This is a genomic window from Paraburkholderia sp. RL17-380-BIE-A (genome assembly GCF_046028085.1).
Taxonomy (GTDB): domain Bacteria; phylum Pseudomonadota; class Gammaproteobacteria; order Burkholderiales; family Burkholderiaceae; genus Paraburkholderia.
In genome coordinates this window covers 1-15,836 of record NZ_JARESQ010000011.1, presented here as the reverse complement: position 1 = coordinate 15,836, position 15,836 = coordinate 1, and the positions used below count along the sequence as shown (strand labels likewise).

At 62.8% G+C, this 15,836-nt stretch carries 14 protein-coding genes; 4 read left to right on the top strand and 10 right to left on the bottom strand.

Annotation, left to right across the window (positions count from 1 at the left end; all coding sequences use genetic code 11):
* Positions 1–24 precede the first annotated feature (24 nt).
* Positions 25–3,624 (bottom strand): indolepyruvate ferredoxin oxidoreductase family protein, encoded by a 3,600-nt coding sequence (locus P0D68_RS19445; protein WP_408303285.1) that lies wholly within the window; start codon positions 3,622–3,624, stop codon positions 25–27.
* A 361-nt stretch (positions 3,625–3,985) separates the two neighbouring features.
* On the opposite strand from P0D68_RS19445, the gene P0D68_RS19440 reads away from it, so the two are divergent.
* On the top strand, positions 3,986–4,186 hold the full coding sequence (locus tag P0D68_RS19440) for a hypothetical protein (protein ID WP_408181337.1): 201 nt from the start codon (positions 3,986–3,988) through the stop codon (positions 4,184–4,186).
* Positions 4,187–4,344: 158 nt separating this feature from the next.
* Here the strand turns inward: P0D68_RS19440 and hppD are convergent, their stop codons facing one another.
* Positions 4,345–5,442 carry a 4-hydroxyphenylpyruvate dioxygenase gene (gene hppD, locus P0D68_RS19435; protein WP_091798299.1) on the bottom strand — a complete coding sequence of 366 codons (1,098 nt, stop codon included), beginning with the start codon at positions 5,440–5,442 and terminating at the stop codon, positions 4,345–4,347.
* A 171-nt stretch (positions 5,443–5,613) separates the two neighbouring features.
* Here hppD and P0D68_RS19430 point away from each other — a divergent pair, with 171 nt between their 5' ends.
* Positions 5,614–6,111 (top strand): Lrp/AsnC family transcriptional regulator, encoded by a 498-nt coding sequence (locus tag P0D68_RS19430; RefSeq protein ID WP_408303287.1) that lies wholly within the window; start codon positions 5,614–5,616, stop codon positions 6,109–6,111.
* Between the two features lie 97 nt (positions 6,112–6,208).
* Here P0D68_RS19430 and P0D68_RS19425 read toward each other — a convergent pair whose 3' ends face one another.
* The 8 genes from P0D68_RS19425 to paaA form a co-directional block, all read right to left on the bottom strand.
* Positions 6,209–6,883: a GNAT family N-acetyltransferase gene (locus P0D68_RS19425; RefSeq protein ID WP_091798304.1), complete on the bottom strand. Its 675-nt coding sequence runs from the start codon at positions 6,881–6,883 to the stop codon at positions 6,209–6,211.
* A gap of 242 nt (positions 6,884–7,125) precedes the next feature.
* On the bottom strand, positions 7,126–7,734 hold the full coding sequence (locus P0D68_RS19420) for a TetR/AcrR family transcriptional regulator (protein ID WP_091798306.1): 609 nt from the start codon (positions 7,732–7,734) through the stop codon (positions 7,126–7,128).
* Positions 7,735–7,748: 14 nt separating this feature from the next.
* The gene (locus P0D68_RS19415) at positions 7,749–8,561 is read right to left on the bottom strand and encodes a DUF1835 domain-containing protein (protein ID WP_091798309.1); all 813 of its coding nucleotides are present in this window, start codon (positions 8,559–8,561) and stop codon (positions 7,749–7,751) included.
* A 114-nt stretch (positions 8,562–8,675) separates the two neighbouring features.
* A complete protein-coding gene (gene paaE, locus P0D68_RS19410; RefSeq protein WP_408303292.1) occupies positions 8,676–9,764 on the bottom strand; it encodes a 1,2-phenylacetyl-CoA epoxidase subunit PaaE in 1,089 nt (362 codons plus the stop codon).
* A gap of 1 nt (position 9,765) precedes the next feature.
* The gene (gene paaD / locus P0D68_RS19405) at positions 9,766–10,326 is read right to left on the bottom strand and encodes a 1,2-phenylacetyl-CoA epoxidase subunit PaaD (RefSeq protein ID WP_408303294.1); all 561 of its coding nucleotides are present in this window, start codon (positions 10,324–10,326) and stop codon (positions 9,766–9,768) included.
* A gap of 7 nt (positions 10,327–10,333) precedes the next feature.
* Positions 10,334–11,137 (bottom strand): 1,2-phenylacetyl-CoA epoxidase subunit PaaC, encoded by an 804-nt coding sequence (paaC, locus tag P0D68_RS19400; protein WP_408181328.1) that lies wholly within the window; start codon positions 11,135–11,137, stop codon positions 10,334–10,336.
* 8 nt (positions 11,138–11,145) lie between these two features.
* Positions 11,146–11,430 carry a 1,2-phenylacetyl-CoA epoxidase subunit PaaB gene (gene paaB, locus P0D68_RS19395; protein ID WP_007179854.1) on the bottom strand — a complete coding sequence of 95 codons (285 nt, stop codon included), beginning with the start codon at positions 11,428–11,430 and terminating at the stop codon, positions 11,146–11,148.
* Between the two features lie 39 nt (positions 11,431–11,469).
* Complete coding sequence (paaA, locus tag P0D68_RS19390) at positions 11,470–12,468, bottom strand: 1,2-phenylacetyl-CoA epoxidase subunit PaaA (RefSeq protein ID WP_408181326.1); 999 nt, start codon at positions 12,466–12,468, stop codon at positions 11,470–11,472.
* Positions 12,469–12,684: 216 nt separating this feature from the next.
* Here paaA and P0D68_RS19385 point away from each other — a divergent pair, with 216 nt between their 5' ends.
* On the top strand, positions 12,685–14,307 hold the full coding sequence (locus tag P0D68_RS19385; RefSeq protein WP_091798321.1) for an NAD(P)/FAD-dependent oxidoreductase: 1,623 nt from the start codon (positions 12,685–12,687) through the stop codon (positions 14,305–14,307).
* A 90-nt stretch (positions 14,308–14,397) separates the two neighbouring features.
* Positions 14,398–15,669, top strand: coding sequence for an SGNH/GDSL hydrolase family protein (locus tag P0D68_RS19380; RefSeq protein ID WP_408303297.1), 1,272 nt, complete (start codon positions 14,398–14,400; stop codon positions 15,667–15,669).
* Positions 15,670–15,836 lie beyond the last annotated feature (167 nt).

Here is a 15,836-nt window from a genome sequence, read left to right as displayed (position 1 = left end):
ACGAGTCGGCTCAGGTCAACACGATCACGCCGCGTGTTGCGTTGTTCCGGTCGCCGGCGAGCGCCACCGCGCCAGCAACTCGTTCCATTTGACGCGCACGCCCTTCAGGTTGTTCTCCTTCACGTGACCATAACCGCGGATGCCGTCCGGCAGATTCGCCAGTTCCACAGCCAGCTCGCGCTTCTGCACAGTCAGGCCGCCGATCAGTTCCCGCACCAGCGCCTCGTACTCGGCGATCAACGCCCGCTCCGTGCGTCGCTCTTCTGTCTTGCCGAACACATCGAACGCCGTGCCGCGCAGGAACTTGAACCGGGCCAGCACATGCATCGCGCTGAAGACCCAGGGACCGTACTTCTTCTTCACCAGATGTCCCTTGGCATCCTTTTTCGAGAACGTCGGCGGCGCGAGGTGAATGTGGAGCTTCCAGTCGCCTTCGAAATTCGCCTTCAGCTTTTCGATGAACGCCGGATCGCTGTACAGACGGGCGACCTCGTACTCGTCCTTGTAGGCCATCAGCTTGTGTAGATTCTTCGCGACCGCCTCGGTGAGCGGCAACTGGCCGTCGCTCGAATCGAGCGCCGACTCCGCCGCGCGCACCTGCGACACCAACCCGCGATAACGGTCGGCATACGCGCTGTTCTGCCACGCCGCCAGGTACTCGGCGCGTTTGTCGATCAGCGTGTCGAGCGCCTTCGGCGTGTGCAGCGAGATGACCTTGCTGCTCATCGCTTCCGCTGCGGCGCCGCGCCCTTGCGATTGCGCGAGCTTGCGCACCGCGGCCAGATCGTGCGCTGCACGGCGGCCCCATTCGAACGCTGCCCGGTTCTTTTCGATCTGGACGTTGTTTAGCTCGATGGCGCGCATCAGCGACTGATAGGTGAGCGGCACCCAGCCGCGTTGCCACGCGTAGCCGAGCACGAACGGATTCGTGTAGATCGCGTCGCCGAGCAGAGCGACGGCGAAGTGATTCGCGTCGACTGTATCGACACCGTCGTCACCCGCGCCGGCCCGCACGTCGGCTTCCGTGCTGCTGCCCGGGAAGCGCCAATTCGGGTTCTTGATCAGCTCGGCGGTCGGCGTATGCGCGGTATTCAACACGACGCGCGTGCGGCCTGCCTGCATGCGCGACACGCACTCGTCGCTGGCGGTGACGATGGCATCGCAGCCGATCACGAGACTGGCTTCACCCATGGCGATACGCGTCGCGTGAATGTCGGCCGGGTTCTTCGCGATCTGCACGTGGCTCATCACGGCGCCGCCTTTCTGCGCGAGGCCGGTGACGTCGAGCACCGTGACGCCCTTGTTTTCCAGGTGCGCGGCCATGCCGAGCAGCGCGCCGATCGTCACGACCCCCGTGCCGCCGACACCCGTCACCAGCACGCCGTAAGGACGTTCCATGGAGGGCAGTTCGGGTTCCGGCACCGGCGGCATTGCGTCGCCGACAATACCGGAGGCGGCCTTGGGCTTGCGCAACTGACCGCCTTCAACCGAGACGAAGCTCGGGCAGAAGCCGTTCACGCACGAAAAGTCCTTGTTGCAGGTCGACTGATTGATCTGGCGCTTCGTACCGTACTCAGTATCGAGCGGCTCGACCGACAGGCAGTTGGACTTCACCGAGCAATCGCCGCAGCCTTCACACACGGCCTCGTTGATCACAACGCGGCGCGCCGGATCCGGATAAGTGCCGCGTTTCCTGCGGCGGCGCTTCTCTGTCGCGCAGGTCTGGTCGTAGATCAGGATCGTCGTGCCGGCCACTTCACGCAGTTGGCGCTGCACCTCGTCGAGTTTGTCGCGATGATGCACGTCGATACCCGGCGCAAGGCCGACGTTCGCCGAGTACTTCTCCGGCTCATCGGTGACGATCACGATTTTCGTCGCGCCTTCTGCGGCGAGCTGGTGGGTGATCTGCGGCACGGTCAGCACGCCGTCGACCGGCTGGCCGCCCGTCATGGCGACCGCGTCGTTATAGAGAATCTTGTAGGTGATGTTCACCTTCGACGCGATCGCCGCGCGAATGGCCAATAGTCCGGAGTGGAAGTAGGTGCCGTCGCCGAGATTGGCGAATACGTGCTTGTCGTTGCTGAACGGCGCCTGGCCGATCCACGCGACGCCTTCGCCGCCCATCTGGCTGAAGGTGCTGGTGTTGCGGTCCATCCAGACCGTCATGTAGTGGCAGCCGATGCCGGCCATCGCGCGCGAGCCTTCCGGCACGTTGGTCGACGTATTGTGCGGGCAACCCGAGCAGAACCACGGCTTGCGTTCGGCTTCGACGCGCGGGCGTGCCAGCGCCTTTTCCTTCGCTTCGATCACGGCGATGCGCGTGGCGATGCGAGCGCGCACGTCGGACGGCAGGTCGAATTTGTCGAGCCGGGTGGCGATGGCCTTCGCGATGATCGCCGGCGAGAGTTCGTAGTGCGCCGGCAGCAGCCAGTTGCCCATCGGCACCGACCATTCGCCGCCCGCGCCGTCCTTTTCGTCGAACTTGCCGAACACGCGCGGGCGCTGTGCGTCGGGCCAGTTGTATAGCTCTTCCTTGATCGCGTATTCGAGAATCTGGCGCTTTTCTTCGACCACCAGAATTTCATCGAGGCCGCGCGCGAACGCCTGCGCGCCTTGCGCTTCGAGCGGCCAGACGCAGCCGACCTTATATAGGCGGATGCCGATGCGCGAACACGTTTCGTCGTCGAGACCGAGGTCGGTCAGCGCCTGACGCACGTCGAGATAGGCTTTGCCGCCGGTCATGATGCCAAAGCGCGCATGCGGCGAATCGATTTCGACGCGGTCGAGCTTGTTGGCGCGCACATAGGCGAGCGCCGCGTACCACTTGTAGTCGAGCAGACGCGCTTCCTGCACCAGCGGCGGATCCGGCCAGCGGATATTCAGGCCGCCCTCAGGCATCGCAAAGTCTTCCGGCAGGACGATCTTGGTGCGGTGCGGATCGATATCGACCGATGCCGACGATTCGACCACATCGGTCACGCACTTCATCGCGACCCACAAGCCGGAGTAGCGGCTCATCGCCCAGCCGTGAAGGCCGAAGTCGAGATATTCCTGCACGTTCGAGGGGAACAGAACCGGCAGGCCGCACGCCTTGAAAATGTGCTCGGACTGGTGTGCCAGCGTGGAGGATTTGGCCGCATGATCGTCGCCGGCGAGGACCAGAACGCCGCCGTGTTGCGCCGAGCCGGCCGAGTTGCCATGCTTGAAGACGTCGCCGGAACGGTCGACACCCGGGCCTTTGCCGTACCACATCGAGAACACGCCATCGTATTTGGCGCTTGGGTACAGATTGACCTGCTGCGAACCCCAGACGGAGGTCGCCGCGAGGTCTTCATTGACGCCTGGCTGAAATACGACCTGATGCGCAGCGAGATGCTGTTTCGCCTTCCACAGGGATTGGTCGAGCCCGCCCAGCGGCGATCCGCGGTAACCGGAGATGAAGCCGGCAGTATTGAGCCCGGCGGCCCGGTCGCGTTCCTGCTGCAGCATCGGCAGACGCACCAGCGCCTGGATGCCGCTCATGTATGCGCGGCCGCGTTCGAGGGTGTATTTGTCGTCGAGCGTGACGGAAGACAACGCGGCTTCGAGCGAGGCTCGCTGACCTGCGTCTAGCGGGGCATTCATTATGTGTACTCCTCCAACCAGTTTGGGATCACCAAAACTTTTTTTGAGCCCCGGCATCTTGTGAATGCGGAGGGCCGGGGCCGCCATATTGACGTGTTTTAAGTGATGGTAGCACTGGTGAAAACCCGCCGCAGGTCCTTCGCAAATGCCGCGTCCCGGCGATCTTGACTGGGTCTTGCGACGTTTTGCGAGCGATGCCACCAGTGCTTGCGCAAATGCCTGTAACAAGCTGTAAAAACTACAAATTTGCGGAACCGTAGTTGAAATTGCTGTCTAACACCCCACCTGCGAGCAATGTCAGCGCAACGCTCCGCATTCTGCGGAGCTTCACGACAGCAGGGCAGTTAGAAAAGGAGTACGCATGAACACGAGAAACATTCAGACCTTCCTGATGGTTTCGGCCGCATTTTTCGCCATGAGCGCACCGGTGCGCTCGAACTCGGGCAGCGCAGGAGCGCTGTCGAACGCAATCACGCGCACGGCGCAGGTCGCGCCCGCACGCATCGCCATGGGTAGCGTCACGCGATCCACCAAGGCCGACGGGCAAGACCAGAATTCGTGATACGCCGCTCATGCGGCGTGTCGGTTAAATAACCGGCCGTTGTTCCATCAAGCCACGCAGGGTCCGCTTGAGACAACGGCATCAATGAAAAGGGCGAGGATCGTGAGATCCTCGCCCTTTTCATTTGCTACCAATGCGCTCCTGCGCAGCCAGTGGCGTCAGGCCTTGTCTTGCACTACGCCACGGCGAATCTGGTCCAGTTCGATCGACTCGAATAGCGCCTTGAAGTTGCCCTCGCCAAAGCCCTGATTGCCCTTGCGCTGAATGATCTCGAAGAAAATCGGTCCGATCTGGTTTTCCGTGAAGATCTGCAGCAGCAAATCGTCGGGCGCGCCGTCGATCAGAATCTTGCGTTTGCGCAGTTCGTCGAGTGGCTCGCCGTGATTCGGCACGCGGCGATCGACCAGTTCATAGTACGTGTCGATGGTATCGAGCAGCGAGATGTTCGCGGCGCGCAAGCCGTCCACCGTACGGTAGATGTCGTTGCTGCCCAAGGCAATGTGCTGAATGCCTTCGCCGTGATACGCGTCGAGATATTCCTGAATCTGCCCGGCGGTGTCCGAGCCTTCCTCATTGATCGGAATGCGGATCTTGCCGCACGGCGAGGTCATCGCCTTCGACTTCACGCCCGTCACTTTGCCTTCAATGTCGAAATAGCGCACCTCGCGGAAATTGAACAGGCGCTCGTAGAACTCCGCCCACTCCTGCATGCGGCCGCGATGCACGTTGTGCGTCAGGTGGTCGATGTAAGTCAGGCCATGGCCGACCGGGTTAGGGTTCGCACCGGGAATGGGCTCGAAGTCGACATCGTAAATGTCGATGTTGCCCACGCTGTTCGGTTCGGCGCCGTTCTTGCCGCGCCAGCGGTCGACGAAATAGATCAGCGAGTCGCCGATACCTTTGATCGCCGGGATATTCAGCTCCATCGGGCCGGTTTTATTGTCGAAGCCCCAGGCGCCTTTTTCCAGCGCCTGCTGGTACGCCTTGGCGGCGTCCTGAACCCGGAAAGCGATTGCGCAGATCGACGGGCCGTGCAGACGCGCGAAGCGTTGCGCGAACGAATCCGGCTCCCCGTTGACGATGAAGTTGATTTCCCCCTGGCGATACAGCGTCACGTCTTTATGGCGATGCCGCGCGATGGCGGTGAAGCCCATCTGTTCGAACAGTTTGCCCAGCGCCTTCGGATCCGGTGCGGTGTATTCAATGAACTCGAAACCGTCGGTGCCGAGCGGATTTTCCCAAGTTGCAACCTGCATTGTCTGTCTCCTGATATGCACCGGCGCGCGGCGCGAGCGGGGATGCGCGGTTAAGCGCGACCGAATGGCGCAAGTGTAAAGGCCTGCCTGCGGCGAAAACTTGCGAACTTAATCGTGTCTCGATACGCTTGCGCTAGTTTCTAGCTCAATAACGTGAAGGGACGGCAGAAAATGGCCAGCATGGAGATAGACGCCATCGATAGGCGGATTCTGGCAATCCTTCAGGAGAACGGCCGGCTGTCAAATCAGGAGATCGCCGAGCGCGTGAATCTGTCGCCGAGTCCGTGTCTGCGGCGTATCCGGCGGCTGGAAGAGAACGGTGTGATCCGCGGCTATGTCGCGTTGCTCGATGCGCAGCGGCTCGGGCTCGACTTGCTCGCGTACGTCAATGTGCGGTTGGAAAAGCGCGGTGGTCCGGCGCTCAGTCCGCGCGGCGACGCCACGCACGCCGATCTGTTTCGCGCGGCCGTTCAGGCGTGGCCCGAAGTCGTCGCCTGCCATGCGATGACCGGCGACATGGACTATCTGCTGCGTGTCCAGGTGGAGGATATGGCGCACTTTTCACGCTTCGTGCAGGACCAGTTGCTGCACCATCCGTCGGTGATCGACGTGAAAACGAGCTTCTCGCTCGAAACGATCAAGGAGACGACCGCACTGCCGATTTTGTGAGTACGACAGGACACGACGCGGCGGCGCGTGCGCGGGTCACGGCAAACAAAAAGGGCGGCCAGAAGGCCGCCCTTTGTTATTCCGACGCGTGAGGCTATCAGGCTGCGGCTGCAACCGCCGCAGGCATGAGCGTTTCGAACAGCTTGGACGCGTGACGCGCCTGGCGCTTCAGCGCGTAGTCGAATACCGCAGCCTGCTCTTGCAGCATTTCGGCGATGATGCTCGATTGGTCCGCCGGCGGCAGCGTCAGGTAGGCATCTGCCTCGCCGTACGAGTATTCGATCTTCATGCCGGCCTTCTTCGCGATGTGCATCATGGTCGAATTGCGCGACAGGCAGTGCATGTAAAGCGTGGTGACGTGTGTATTGCGACTGCGAATGGCGGCGCGCTCAAAGAGCTTCGAGCCGATACCCTGGCCACGAACGCTTTCCAGCACGGACACGCCAAACTCGGCCGTACGCTTGTCGCCTTCAGCCGGCAGATAGGCGAGGTGGCCGACGCCGGTCAATTGCAACTGGTTGTTGAAGACGCCGAAAACGGTGTCGCGCGTGAAGTCGATCGCGCGGACATAGTTCTCAATCACGTGGTCCGGCACGATCTGGCCGAAGCGCAGCAGACGGTCGTCTTCGTCGAGCGCGAGGAAGTGGGTCAGCAGGCGCTCGCGGTCGACGGCGGTGAGTTCGCGGACCAGAGCTGGTGCACGACCGGCGGGCTGCGTCAAACGATCGTGCGCGACGATCGGCTCAGCGGCGCGGGGTGTAATCAAGTTCATGGTCGGGTTCTCCTTTTAATCGAACGGCGTGGTGCACTGCAAAAGCGATTTTAGCCGAAATGCATGCCGATCACTAGGGAAAACCCGTATCTAAATTTGAATGGAGTGCCTAAAAAGTTTGCGCCCTATTTATATGTAATTGATTTTTATAGGTAAATAAATTGGATGAACGGTAGGGGTCAGATACTGCCCGACGGCGACTTGAGCCCATTATTTCGTATGAATATTGTTGCGGTGCGCAATCAGGCCGGATTCGAGCTCAATCCGTGGTCCACCATGCCGACCACCTGCTCGGCGAATTCGCGGTAACCCAGGCGGCCGTCCGGCTTTAGCCACGTGAACGTCCAATTGATCATGCCGAACACCATCATGGTGAGCGCGGTCTGGTTTTCGCGCGTGGCGCGCTCCGGGTAGGCACGCGCCAACTGCCGCGCGAACGCCGCAACCACGTCGCGCTGGCGGTTCAATATCACTTCGCGCTGCGTGTCGACCAGATACTTCACATCGTTCAGCAACGCGACGTGCCGGCTATGAGATGTCTCGTATTCCGACAGAAACGCCCGAATCAGCTCGGCGAAGGTTTCCCGCTCTGACAACCCACGCCGTTGGCTTGCGCCTTCCACCTCGGCGATGATCAGCATGAGCCGCTTGGTGTAACGGTCCAGCAGATCGAACAGAATGGCTTCCTTGCTCGCGTAGTAATGGTAGAGCCGTGCTTTCGAGGTGCCGCTCGCGGCCGCGAGGTCGGCCATCGAGGTGCTGGGGTAGCTGGTTTGCGCGAATTTGGCCGCTGCGAGTTCGAGAATCTGTTCGCGTTGGGTTTCGTGGTCGGGGGCTCGGGTGCGGGCCATAATCGTTGGTTCTATTAGTGTGGACAGGGGGCGAACGCCGCGCACAATTCCAGCGTGCGCCATGCGTTTGCGTCGCCGCGCAGCTTGATGCGCCGGGTCGCGGCCAATTCGCGGATGCGCCACAGCGCAATGCTGTCGCTGACCAGAAATCCGAATTCGGCGCTCATCAATTCGGCGGCGACGCGCGCGGCGGGCTGCCAGTTTTCCGTGACGTGCTCGAGGATGAACGCATCCAGTTCCGCGAAGCTGCCGCTCGTGAACGTGTTGTCGCGCCAGCGCCGCGTTTCGCCGTTCGCGTGTTTGACTTCCTGCCATTCGAGCGCGAGCCGGCTGATGCGCAGCACGGAAATCGGCGCGGCATCGGGCAGTCGTTCTTGCAGCACCGCTGGCGCGAACATGCCGACGGAGGTCGCGCGGTCTTTGCGGCTGTGCGCCCACGCGCCCGGATCGGTGAGGTCGCGAATCGACAGACGCACCTCGTTCAAACGCTGCGGGCTGTTGCGCAAGTGATAACAGACGCGCCGCAGCATCAATTGATCCGACGCGCTGTCGCCGTGCCAGACCACCACATTCGCGTCATCGCGCGCGACATTCTCCAGCGCCGCGGCCTGCTCGCGGAATTCCCGAAGGAAATCGCGCCGGGTGTCCGCGCTCACGCGCTCCCAGAAGTCCGCGCGCACGTCGGGCCCGTCGTCGACACCACGCAGCGGGCCGACCGCGAGATCGTCTCGCAGTGCGTGCACGCGTTCATCGCGGCCGGCATCCCGCAAGGCGGTGCGCAGTGACTCGGCGGCGACGTCGCCGTTGGTGAGGTGGATCGTGCTCATCGGCAGTGGCGTAGGGCAGTTAACGACATTAGGGGCCGCTCAGCGACCGGAACGGGAGTCCGGTCGCGAGCGGCCCCTAGTGTAAGCGGATCGCGGAACCGCTCAAAGCGCGGTTCAACGTTCGTCGTAGCTCACCACCACGCGGTCGCTGACCGGATGGCATTGGCACGTGAGCACGAAACCGTCGCGGATTTCGTGTTCTTCGAGCGTGTAGTTCTTTTCCATTTTCACTTCGCCTTCCAGCACCTTCGCGCGGCAGGTGCAGCAGACGCCGCCCTTGCACGCATAAGGCAGCGCGAGGCCGGCGCGCAGGCCGACGTCGAGCACGCTCACGCCCTGATACGGCAGGCGCAGCTTGCGGCGTTTCCCGTCGAGCACGATTTCGAGGTCGGCGGCCGGCGTGTCTTCGGTGATTTCGACCGGCGGCACGCCCGCTTGCGGCAGCGGCGAACCGAAGCGCTCCACGTGCACCTTGTCCGACGGCACGCCGGCGGCTTTCAGCGCGGCCTCGGCGGCGTCCATCATCGGCGCGGGGCCGCAGATGAAGGCTTCGTCGATCGCGTCGGCCGGCAGCAGATTCTCAATGAAGGCCGCGCACTTTTCCTGGTCCAGCACGCCGTTGAAGAGTTCGACGTCCTGCAGGTCATCGGACAGCACGTGATAGAGCACGAAGCGGTTCATGAAGCGGTTCTTCAGATCTTCGAGTTCTTCCGCGAACATGATCTGATCGACGCTGCGGTTGCCGTACACGAGCGTGAAGGTGCTGCGCGGCTCCACTTCGAGCGTTGTCTTGATGATGGCCAGCACCGGCGTGATGCCCGAGCCGCCCGAGAAGGCCAGATACTGTTGGCCCTGATCGGCGTTCAGGTGGGTGAAGAAACGGCCGTCCGGCGTCATCACGTCGATCGTGTGGCCGGGCTGCAGCGTGTCGAAGGCGAAGTTCGAGAACCGCCCGCCACGCACGCGCTTGATGCCGATACGCAGTTCGCCGTCGCGGTCGTAATCGGTGACGCCGACGCAGATCGAATACGAACGGCGTGTTTCCTCACCGTCGATGTGCGTCTTCAACGTAACGAACTGGCCTTGCGTAAAGCGATACTGTTCACGCAGTTCAGCGGGGACTTCGAAGGCGACCGAGACCGAGTCGGCGGTTTCGGGCCGCACTTCGCGGATACGCAGCGGATGAAATTGCGGGGTGGCCATATCAGTATGGTTTGAAGTAGTCGAAGGGTTCGCGGCAGTCGAGGCAGCGGTACAAGGCTTTGCAGGCGGTCGAGCCGAATTGCGCGAGACGCTCGGTATGCGCCGAGCCGCACCGTGGGCACGACGGCGCGGGCAGCGCCCGTGGCACGAAGCGCATCACTTTTTCCTGCGCGGGCGCGGCCGAAGCGCAATTGCCCGTGGGCGGCGCGATGCCATAGGCGCGCAGTTTTTCGCGCGCGTCGGCGGTCATCCAGTCGGTGGTCCACGCCGGCGCGAGCACGGTGGCGATCCGATACGGCTTGAGTTCCGCCACGTCGAGCGCATGCGCGACGTCCTCGGCAATCTGCGACATCGCCGGGCAACCGGAATAGGTCGGCGTGATCACGACTTCGAGCGTGCCGTCGGCGGCGCGCCGCACGTCGCGCAGAATGCCGAGCTCGCGAATCGACACCACCGGAATCTCCGGATCGGGCACCGTTTCGAGCACGGCCCACGCGCGTTCGAGCGCGGCATCAGTCATGCCGGTCGTATCGGTCGGGCCAAAGGCGGTCGAAGTCGTCATGGTCGGTTTACCAGGTGGCGCCAGGGTGCTGACGCGCAAGGCTCTGCATTTCGGCGAGCACGAAACCCATGTGCTCGGAATGCTCGCCGTGCTTGCCGGTGGTGATGTGCTTCACCGGTTCGGGCAGCTTCAAGGTGGCTTCGTCGAGCGTGGCGCGCACGTCGTCGAGCCACGCTGCTTCGAGGTCCGAGGTCAACGGACCGATACCGGCTGCAGCGACTGTCTCCTCCACCGCATCCGCACTGAAGAATTCGCGGGTGTAAGGCAACAGATAGTCCAGCGCGGCTTGCGCGCGGCGATGCGACTCCTCGGTGCCGTCGCCGAAACGGATCAACCATTCGCGTGCGTGATGCACGTGATAGCTGGTTTCCTTGATCGACTTCGACGCGATCGCCGCCAGTTGCTCGTCGGAGGACGCCGTGAGCGCCGTCCAGAGATGAGCCATCAGCGTCGAGTAGAGGAAATTGCGCACGATAGTGACCGCGTAATCCTTCTCGGCCTTCGCGGTAGCCGACAGTGGCCCGACGTGCGGCAGCTCGGCGAGCGTGTAGTTGGCGAACTCGCGCTCGGCACGAAAGTAAGCGTAGTCGTCTTCCGTGCGGCTCTTCCCGGTGAGCTGCTGCTCAAGCGAGGCGGCGTGCGTGTAGAGCAGGCGCGCCTGGCCGATCAGGTCGAGGCTCATGTTCGACAGCGCGATGTCCTCTTCGAGGATCGGGCCGTGGCCGCTCCATTCGGTATTGCGCTGACCGAGGATCAGCGCGTTATCCGCGAGGCGCAGGACGTATTGGAGATGTTGAGGCGTGATGTCCATGGCCGCGCTTACATGTGGTTGACTTCGTCGGGGAGCGTGTAGAACGTCGGGTGGCGGTAAATCTTGTCGCCAGCCGGTTCGAACAGCTCCGCCTTGTCTTCCGGCGCGGACGCCGTGATCGCCGAAGACGGCACCACCCAGATGCTCACGCCTTCCTGGCGGCGCGTGTAGACGTCGCGCGCCATGCGCAGCGCCATCGGCGCGTCGGCGGCGTGCAGGCTGCCGCAGTGCTTGTGGTCGAGTCCCTGCTTGCTACGCACGAAGACTTCCCAAATCGGCCATTCCTTGTTCATTGCAGATCTCCTGATTCGTTCTCTGGCGTGCCGCGCGGTTCAGGCGGCGTGCTGTTGTGCGCGCTGGCGCTGCTTGTCGGCGTGGGCGAGGGCGGCTTCACGGACCCAGGCGCCGTCGTCGTGGGCTTTGACGCGGGTAGCGAGACGCTCGCGATTGCACGGGCCGTCGCCATTCACCACCCGCCAGAATTCTTCCCAGTCGATGTCGCCGTAGTCGTAATGCCCGCGCGCTTCGTTCCACTTCAGGTCCGGGTCGGGCAACGTGACGCCGAGCACCTTGGCCTGGTCGACCGTGGCGTCGACGAATTTCTGACGCAGATCGTCGTTCGAAATGCGCTTGATGCCCCATTTCGACGACTGGCTGCTGTGAACCGAATCCTTGTCGCTCGGGCCGAACATCATCAGCACCGGCCACCACCAACGATTCACGGCCTGCTGGACCAGCTCACGCTGGGCTTCGGTGCCGGACATCATCGCCATGAGCGCGTCGAAACCCTGGCGCTGGTGAAACGACTCTTCCTTGCAGATGCGGATCATGGCGCGCGCATACGGGCCATACGTGCAACGGCACAGAGGAATCTGGTTCATGATCGCGGCGCCGTCCACCAGCCAGCCGATCACGCCCACGTCCGCCCATGTGGGCGTCGGATAATTGAAGATGCTCGAATATTTGGCTTTGCCCGAGTGCAGCGCGGCGATCAACTGGTCGCGCGACACGCCCAGGGTTTCCGCCGCGCTATATAGATAGAGGCCGTGGCCGGCCTCGTCCTGCACCTTGGCGAGCAGAATCGCCTTGCGCTTCAGGCTCGGCGCGCGCGTGATCCAGTTGCCTTCCGGCAGCATGCCGACGATTTCCGAATGCGCGTGCTGCGAGATTTGCCGTACCAGCGTTTTGCGATAGGCCTCCGGCATCCAGTCCTGAGCTTCGATCTTGCCGTCGGCGGCCATGATCGCGTCGAATTGCGCCTGCTCAGGCGAGTTCGCGCCCGCATCGAGCGGAGCGACATTGCCGGGAATATCCAGGGATTGCGTGTACATGGGGACGCTCTCTGCGGAAAGTTGTCTGTGTGCGCACAGTATAAGCCAACCGACCGGTCGGTTAATAAATTTTTTGAGATGGGTCGATCGGGTCAATAGGGGTGAGGCGGTTTCGCCTTCAGGCGTTTCGTCGGCGCCGATGCCCCGTGCCGACGCTAAACCTATAAAATTGCGAATTGGCCGCAATTTGCGGCCTTCCTGCATCCCCCGGTACTCATGTTACGTCTAAGCGAAATCAAACTCCCGCTCGATCATCCCGAGAGCGCCCTCGAAGCCGCCGTGCGTGCGCGCCTCACGGAACTCGGCGTGGCCGCGGACGGGCTCATCCGATACACCGTGTTTCGCCGCGCGCACGACGCCCGCAAGCGCGCCGACATCAAGCTCACGTATATCGTCGACGTCGAGGTCACGGATGAAGCGGCCGCGCTCAAGCGGTTAGCCGACGTGCCTCACTGCGGCGTGACGCCCGATATGACCTACAAGTTTGTCGCTAAAGCGCCCGCGCAGATGACCGCGCCGCGCCCGGTGGTGATCGGCATGGGGCCGTGCGGGCTGTTCGCGGGGTTGATCCTCGCGCAAATGGGCTTCCGCCCGATCATCCTCGAGCGCGGCAAGGCCGTGCGCGAGCGCACCAAAGACACGTTCGGCCTGTGGCGCAAGTCCGTGCTCAACCCCGAGTCGAATGTGCAGTTTGGCGAAGGCGGCGCGGGCACCTTCTCGGACGGCAAGCTGTACAGCCAGATCAAGGATCCGAAGCACTACGGCCGCAAGGTGCTCGACGAATTCGTGCGGGCCGGCGCGCCGGAAGACATTCTGTATCTGAGCCGGCCGCATATCGGCACGTTCCGGCTGGTGAGCATGGTCGAAAAAATGCGCGCGACCATTCACGAGCTGGGCGGCGAGGTGCGTTTCGAAACCCGCGTCGATGATATCGAGATCGATCAGGGCAAAGTGCGCGGGCTGAAGCTGTCGACCGGTGAAACGCTGCGCTGCGATCATGTGGTGCTGGCGGTCGGCCATAGCGCGCGCGACACCTTCCAGATGCTGAGCGATCGCGGCGTCTATATCGAGGCGAAGCCGTTTTCACTCGGTTTTCGCATCGAACACCCGCAGGGTTTGATCGATCGCAGCCGTTTCGGCAAGTTTGCCGGCCACAAGCAGCTCGGCGCCGCCGACTATAAGGTGGTGCATCACTGCAGCAATGGCCGAGCCGTCTACAGTTTCTGCATGTGTCCCGGTGGCACCGTGGTGGCGGCGACGTCCGAGCCGGGCCGCGTCGTGACCAACGGCATGAGCCAGTACTCGCGGGCGGAGCGCAATGCCAACGCCGGGATCGTGGTCGGCATCACGCCGGACGACTATCCGGGCGGGCCACTCGCCGGCATCGCTTTCCAGCGCAAATGGGAGGAGCGGGCGTTTGAGCTCGGCGGCGGCAACTATATGGCGCCGGGCCAGCTCGTCGGCGACTTCATCGCCGGCCGGCCGTCCACCTCGCTGGGTTCGGTGGTGCCGTCGTACAAGCCAGGCGTGCACCCGACCGATCTGAGCACCGCGCTTCCGGATTACGTGATCGAAGCCATTCGCGAAGCGTTGCCGCAGATGGACAAGAAGATCGCCGGCTTTGCGATGCACGACGCGGTGCTGACCGGTGTCGAGACGAGAACGTCGTCGCCGATTCGTGTGCGGCGCCGGGACGACTATCAGAGCATGAACGTCGAAGGTCTGTATCCGGCAGGGGAAGGAGCGGGCTATGCCGGTGGGATCTACTCGGCGGCGATCGACGGGATCGAAGTCGCCGAAGCGCTCGCGCTGAAGATGAGCGGTGCGCAAGCGGCCTGAGTCAAGCGGGAGCGAAACGCCGTCGCGCCCACCCGCGACGGCCGCGGCGATCGGGCACAATGCACGTTTTGCCTCGAACCGACCTCCCGAATGAGCTTTCGCACCTTGGCTGCCGCATGCGGCGCGGCACTGTTTGTCCAATTTGCCGGTTCCCCGACTGTTTTCGCCGCCGACGCCCCGGCACATTGGGTCACCGCATGGGCGACCGCGCTGCAACCCATTCCACAGCGCGCGGACTTGCCGCCGCTCTATCGCGCACCGGAAGTCGCCGGGCGCACGGTTCGTCAGATCGTCTATCCGACCCTCTCTGGAAGGTCGGCGCGTATCCACCTTAGCAACCGGTACGGCAAGACTCCGCTCGTCATCGAAGATCTGCGCATCGCACGCTCGGCGGGCGGCGCGGCGACGGCTGGGACCGGCGACACGCGCGTGACGTTCGGTGGCAAGAGCACGGTCTCGATTCCGCCCGGCGGCGAGCTGGAGAGCGACCCGGTCGCGATCGATATCGCTGAAGGTTCGCCCTACGCGGTCAGCGCCTTCTTGGGGCCGGAGCAGCGGATCGTGGCGTGGCATCGCGTATCGAACCAGGTGAATTATGTTTCCGCGCCGGGCAATCATGCGGCGGACGCGTCTGCGCAAGCGTTTCGCGGTCGATTTACGCAATATGTGTGGGTGACGGGGTTGGCGGTCGACGCGGCGCCTGCATCTGCCGCTGTTGCCGCCATCGGCGACTCGATTACGGACGGCATGCGCTCCAGCCTGAACCAGAATCGACGTTGGCCCGACGCGCTGGCTCGCCGTTTTGAGGCTACCGGCGACCGTTCGACCGCGATCGTCAATCTGGGCATCAGCGGCAACCGCCTGCTGAGCGACTCTCCGTGCTATGGCGACGCTCTGGCGAAGCGCTTCGAGCATGACGTGCTTGGGCGCCCGGGCGTCAAGACGGCGATTCTGCTGATCGGCATCAATGACATCAATTTCGCGGCGATGCCGCCGCATGGCGGTCTCGACTGCGACTTCCCGCATACCTCGGTGACGGCTGCGGACCTGATCGCCGGATATCAGCGCTTGATCGCCTCGGCTCGGCACGCCGGCGTGAAGGTCTTCGGCGCGACGTTGACGCCGGCATCCTTGCCGCCGCAGCGAGAAAGCATCCGGTTTGCCGTCAACCAATGGATTCGGAGCAGTCACGCCTTCGACGGCGTGGTGGACTTCGACGTTGCGCTGCGCGATCCGGCGCAGCCGGATCGCCTGCAGCGTGGCTTTGATAGTGGGGACCACATCCATCCGAGTGACGCCGGCTATGCAGCAATGGCCGACGCCATTCCCTTGGACGCGGTAGTGAAATCGACTCGCAACTGAGACGCCAAAAAAGAATTCGGTCAAACCCTTGTCATATGGCCGATGTTCGCCTAAGATTCGCCTCCTCGTTTGCGAACGAGGGCCGCGGCAGAAACCAGCGGCCGTAACGCCAACAAGGTTTTAAGCGAAAGCGAAAAAATGTTGTTGACGAAACGAAAAAGAGCCTT

Bases quoted from the DNA above. Each gene is read 5' to 3' on its own strand.
- P0D68_RS19445 (WP_408303285.1), bottom strand. From the start codon at position 3,624: ATGAATGCCCCGCTAGACGCAGGTCAGCGAGCCTCGCTCGAAGCCGCG.
- P0D68_RS19440 (WP_408181337.1), top strand. From the start codon at position 3,986: ATGAACACGAGAAACATTCAGACCTTCCTGATGGTTTCGGCCGCATTT.
- hppD (WP_091798299.1), bottom strand. From the start codon at position 5,442: ATGCAGGTTGCAACTTGGGAAAATCCGCTCGGCACCGACGGTTTCGAG.
- P0D68_RS19430 (WP_408303287.1), top strand. From the start codon at position 5,614: ATGGCCAGCATGGAGATAGACGCCATCGATAGGCGGATTCTGGCAATC.
- P0D68_RS19425 (WP_091798304.1), bottom strand. From the start codon at position 6,883: ATGAACTTGATTACACCCCGCGCCGCTGAGCCGATCGTCGCGCACGAT.
- P0D68_RS19420 (WP_091798306.1), bottom strand. From the start codon at position 7,734: ATGGCCCGCACCCGAGCCCCCGACCACGAAACCCAACGCGAACAGATT.
- P0D68_RS19415 (WP_091798309.1), bottom strand. From the start codon at position 8,561: ATGAGCACGATCCACCTCACCAACGGCGACGTCGCCGCCGAGTCACTG.
- paaE (WP_408303292.1), bottom strand. From the start codon at position 9,764: ATGGCCACCCCGCAATTTCATCCGCTGCGTATCCGCGAAGTGCGGCCC.
- paaD (WP_408303294.1), bottom strand. From the start codon at position 10,326: ATGACGACTTCGACCGCCTTTGGCCCGACCGATACGACCGGCATGACT.
- paaC (WP_408181328.1), bottom strand. From the start codon at position 11,137: ATGGACATCACGCCTCAACATCTCCAATACGTCCTGCGCCTCGCGGAT.
- paaB (WP_007179854.1), bottom strand. From the start codon at position 11,430: ATGAACAAGGAATGGCCGATTTGGGAAGTCTTCGTGCGTAGCAAGCAG.
- paaA (WP_408181326.1), bottom strand. From the start codon at position 12,468: ATGTACACGCAATCCCTGGATATTCCCGGCAATGTCGCTCCGCTCGAT.
- P0D68_RS19385 (WP_091798321.1), top strand. From the start codon at position 12,685: ATGTTACGTCTAAGCGAAATCAAACTCCCGCTCGATCATCCCGAGAGC.
- P0D68_RS19380 (WP_408303297.1), top strand. From the start codon at position 14,398: ATGAGCTTTCGCACCTTGGCTGCCGCATGCGGCGCGGCACTGTTTGTC.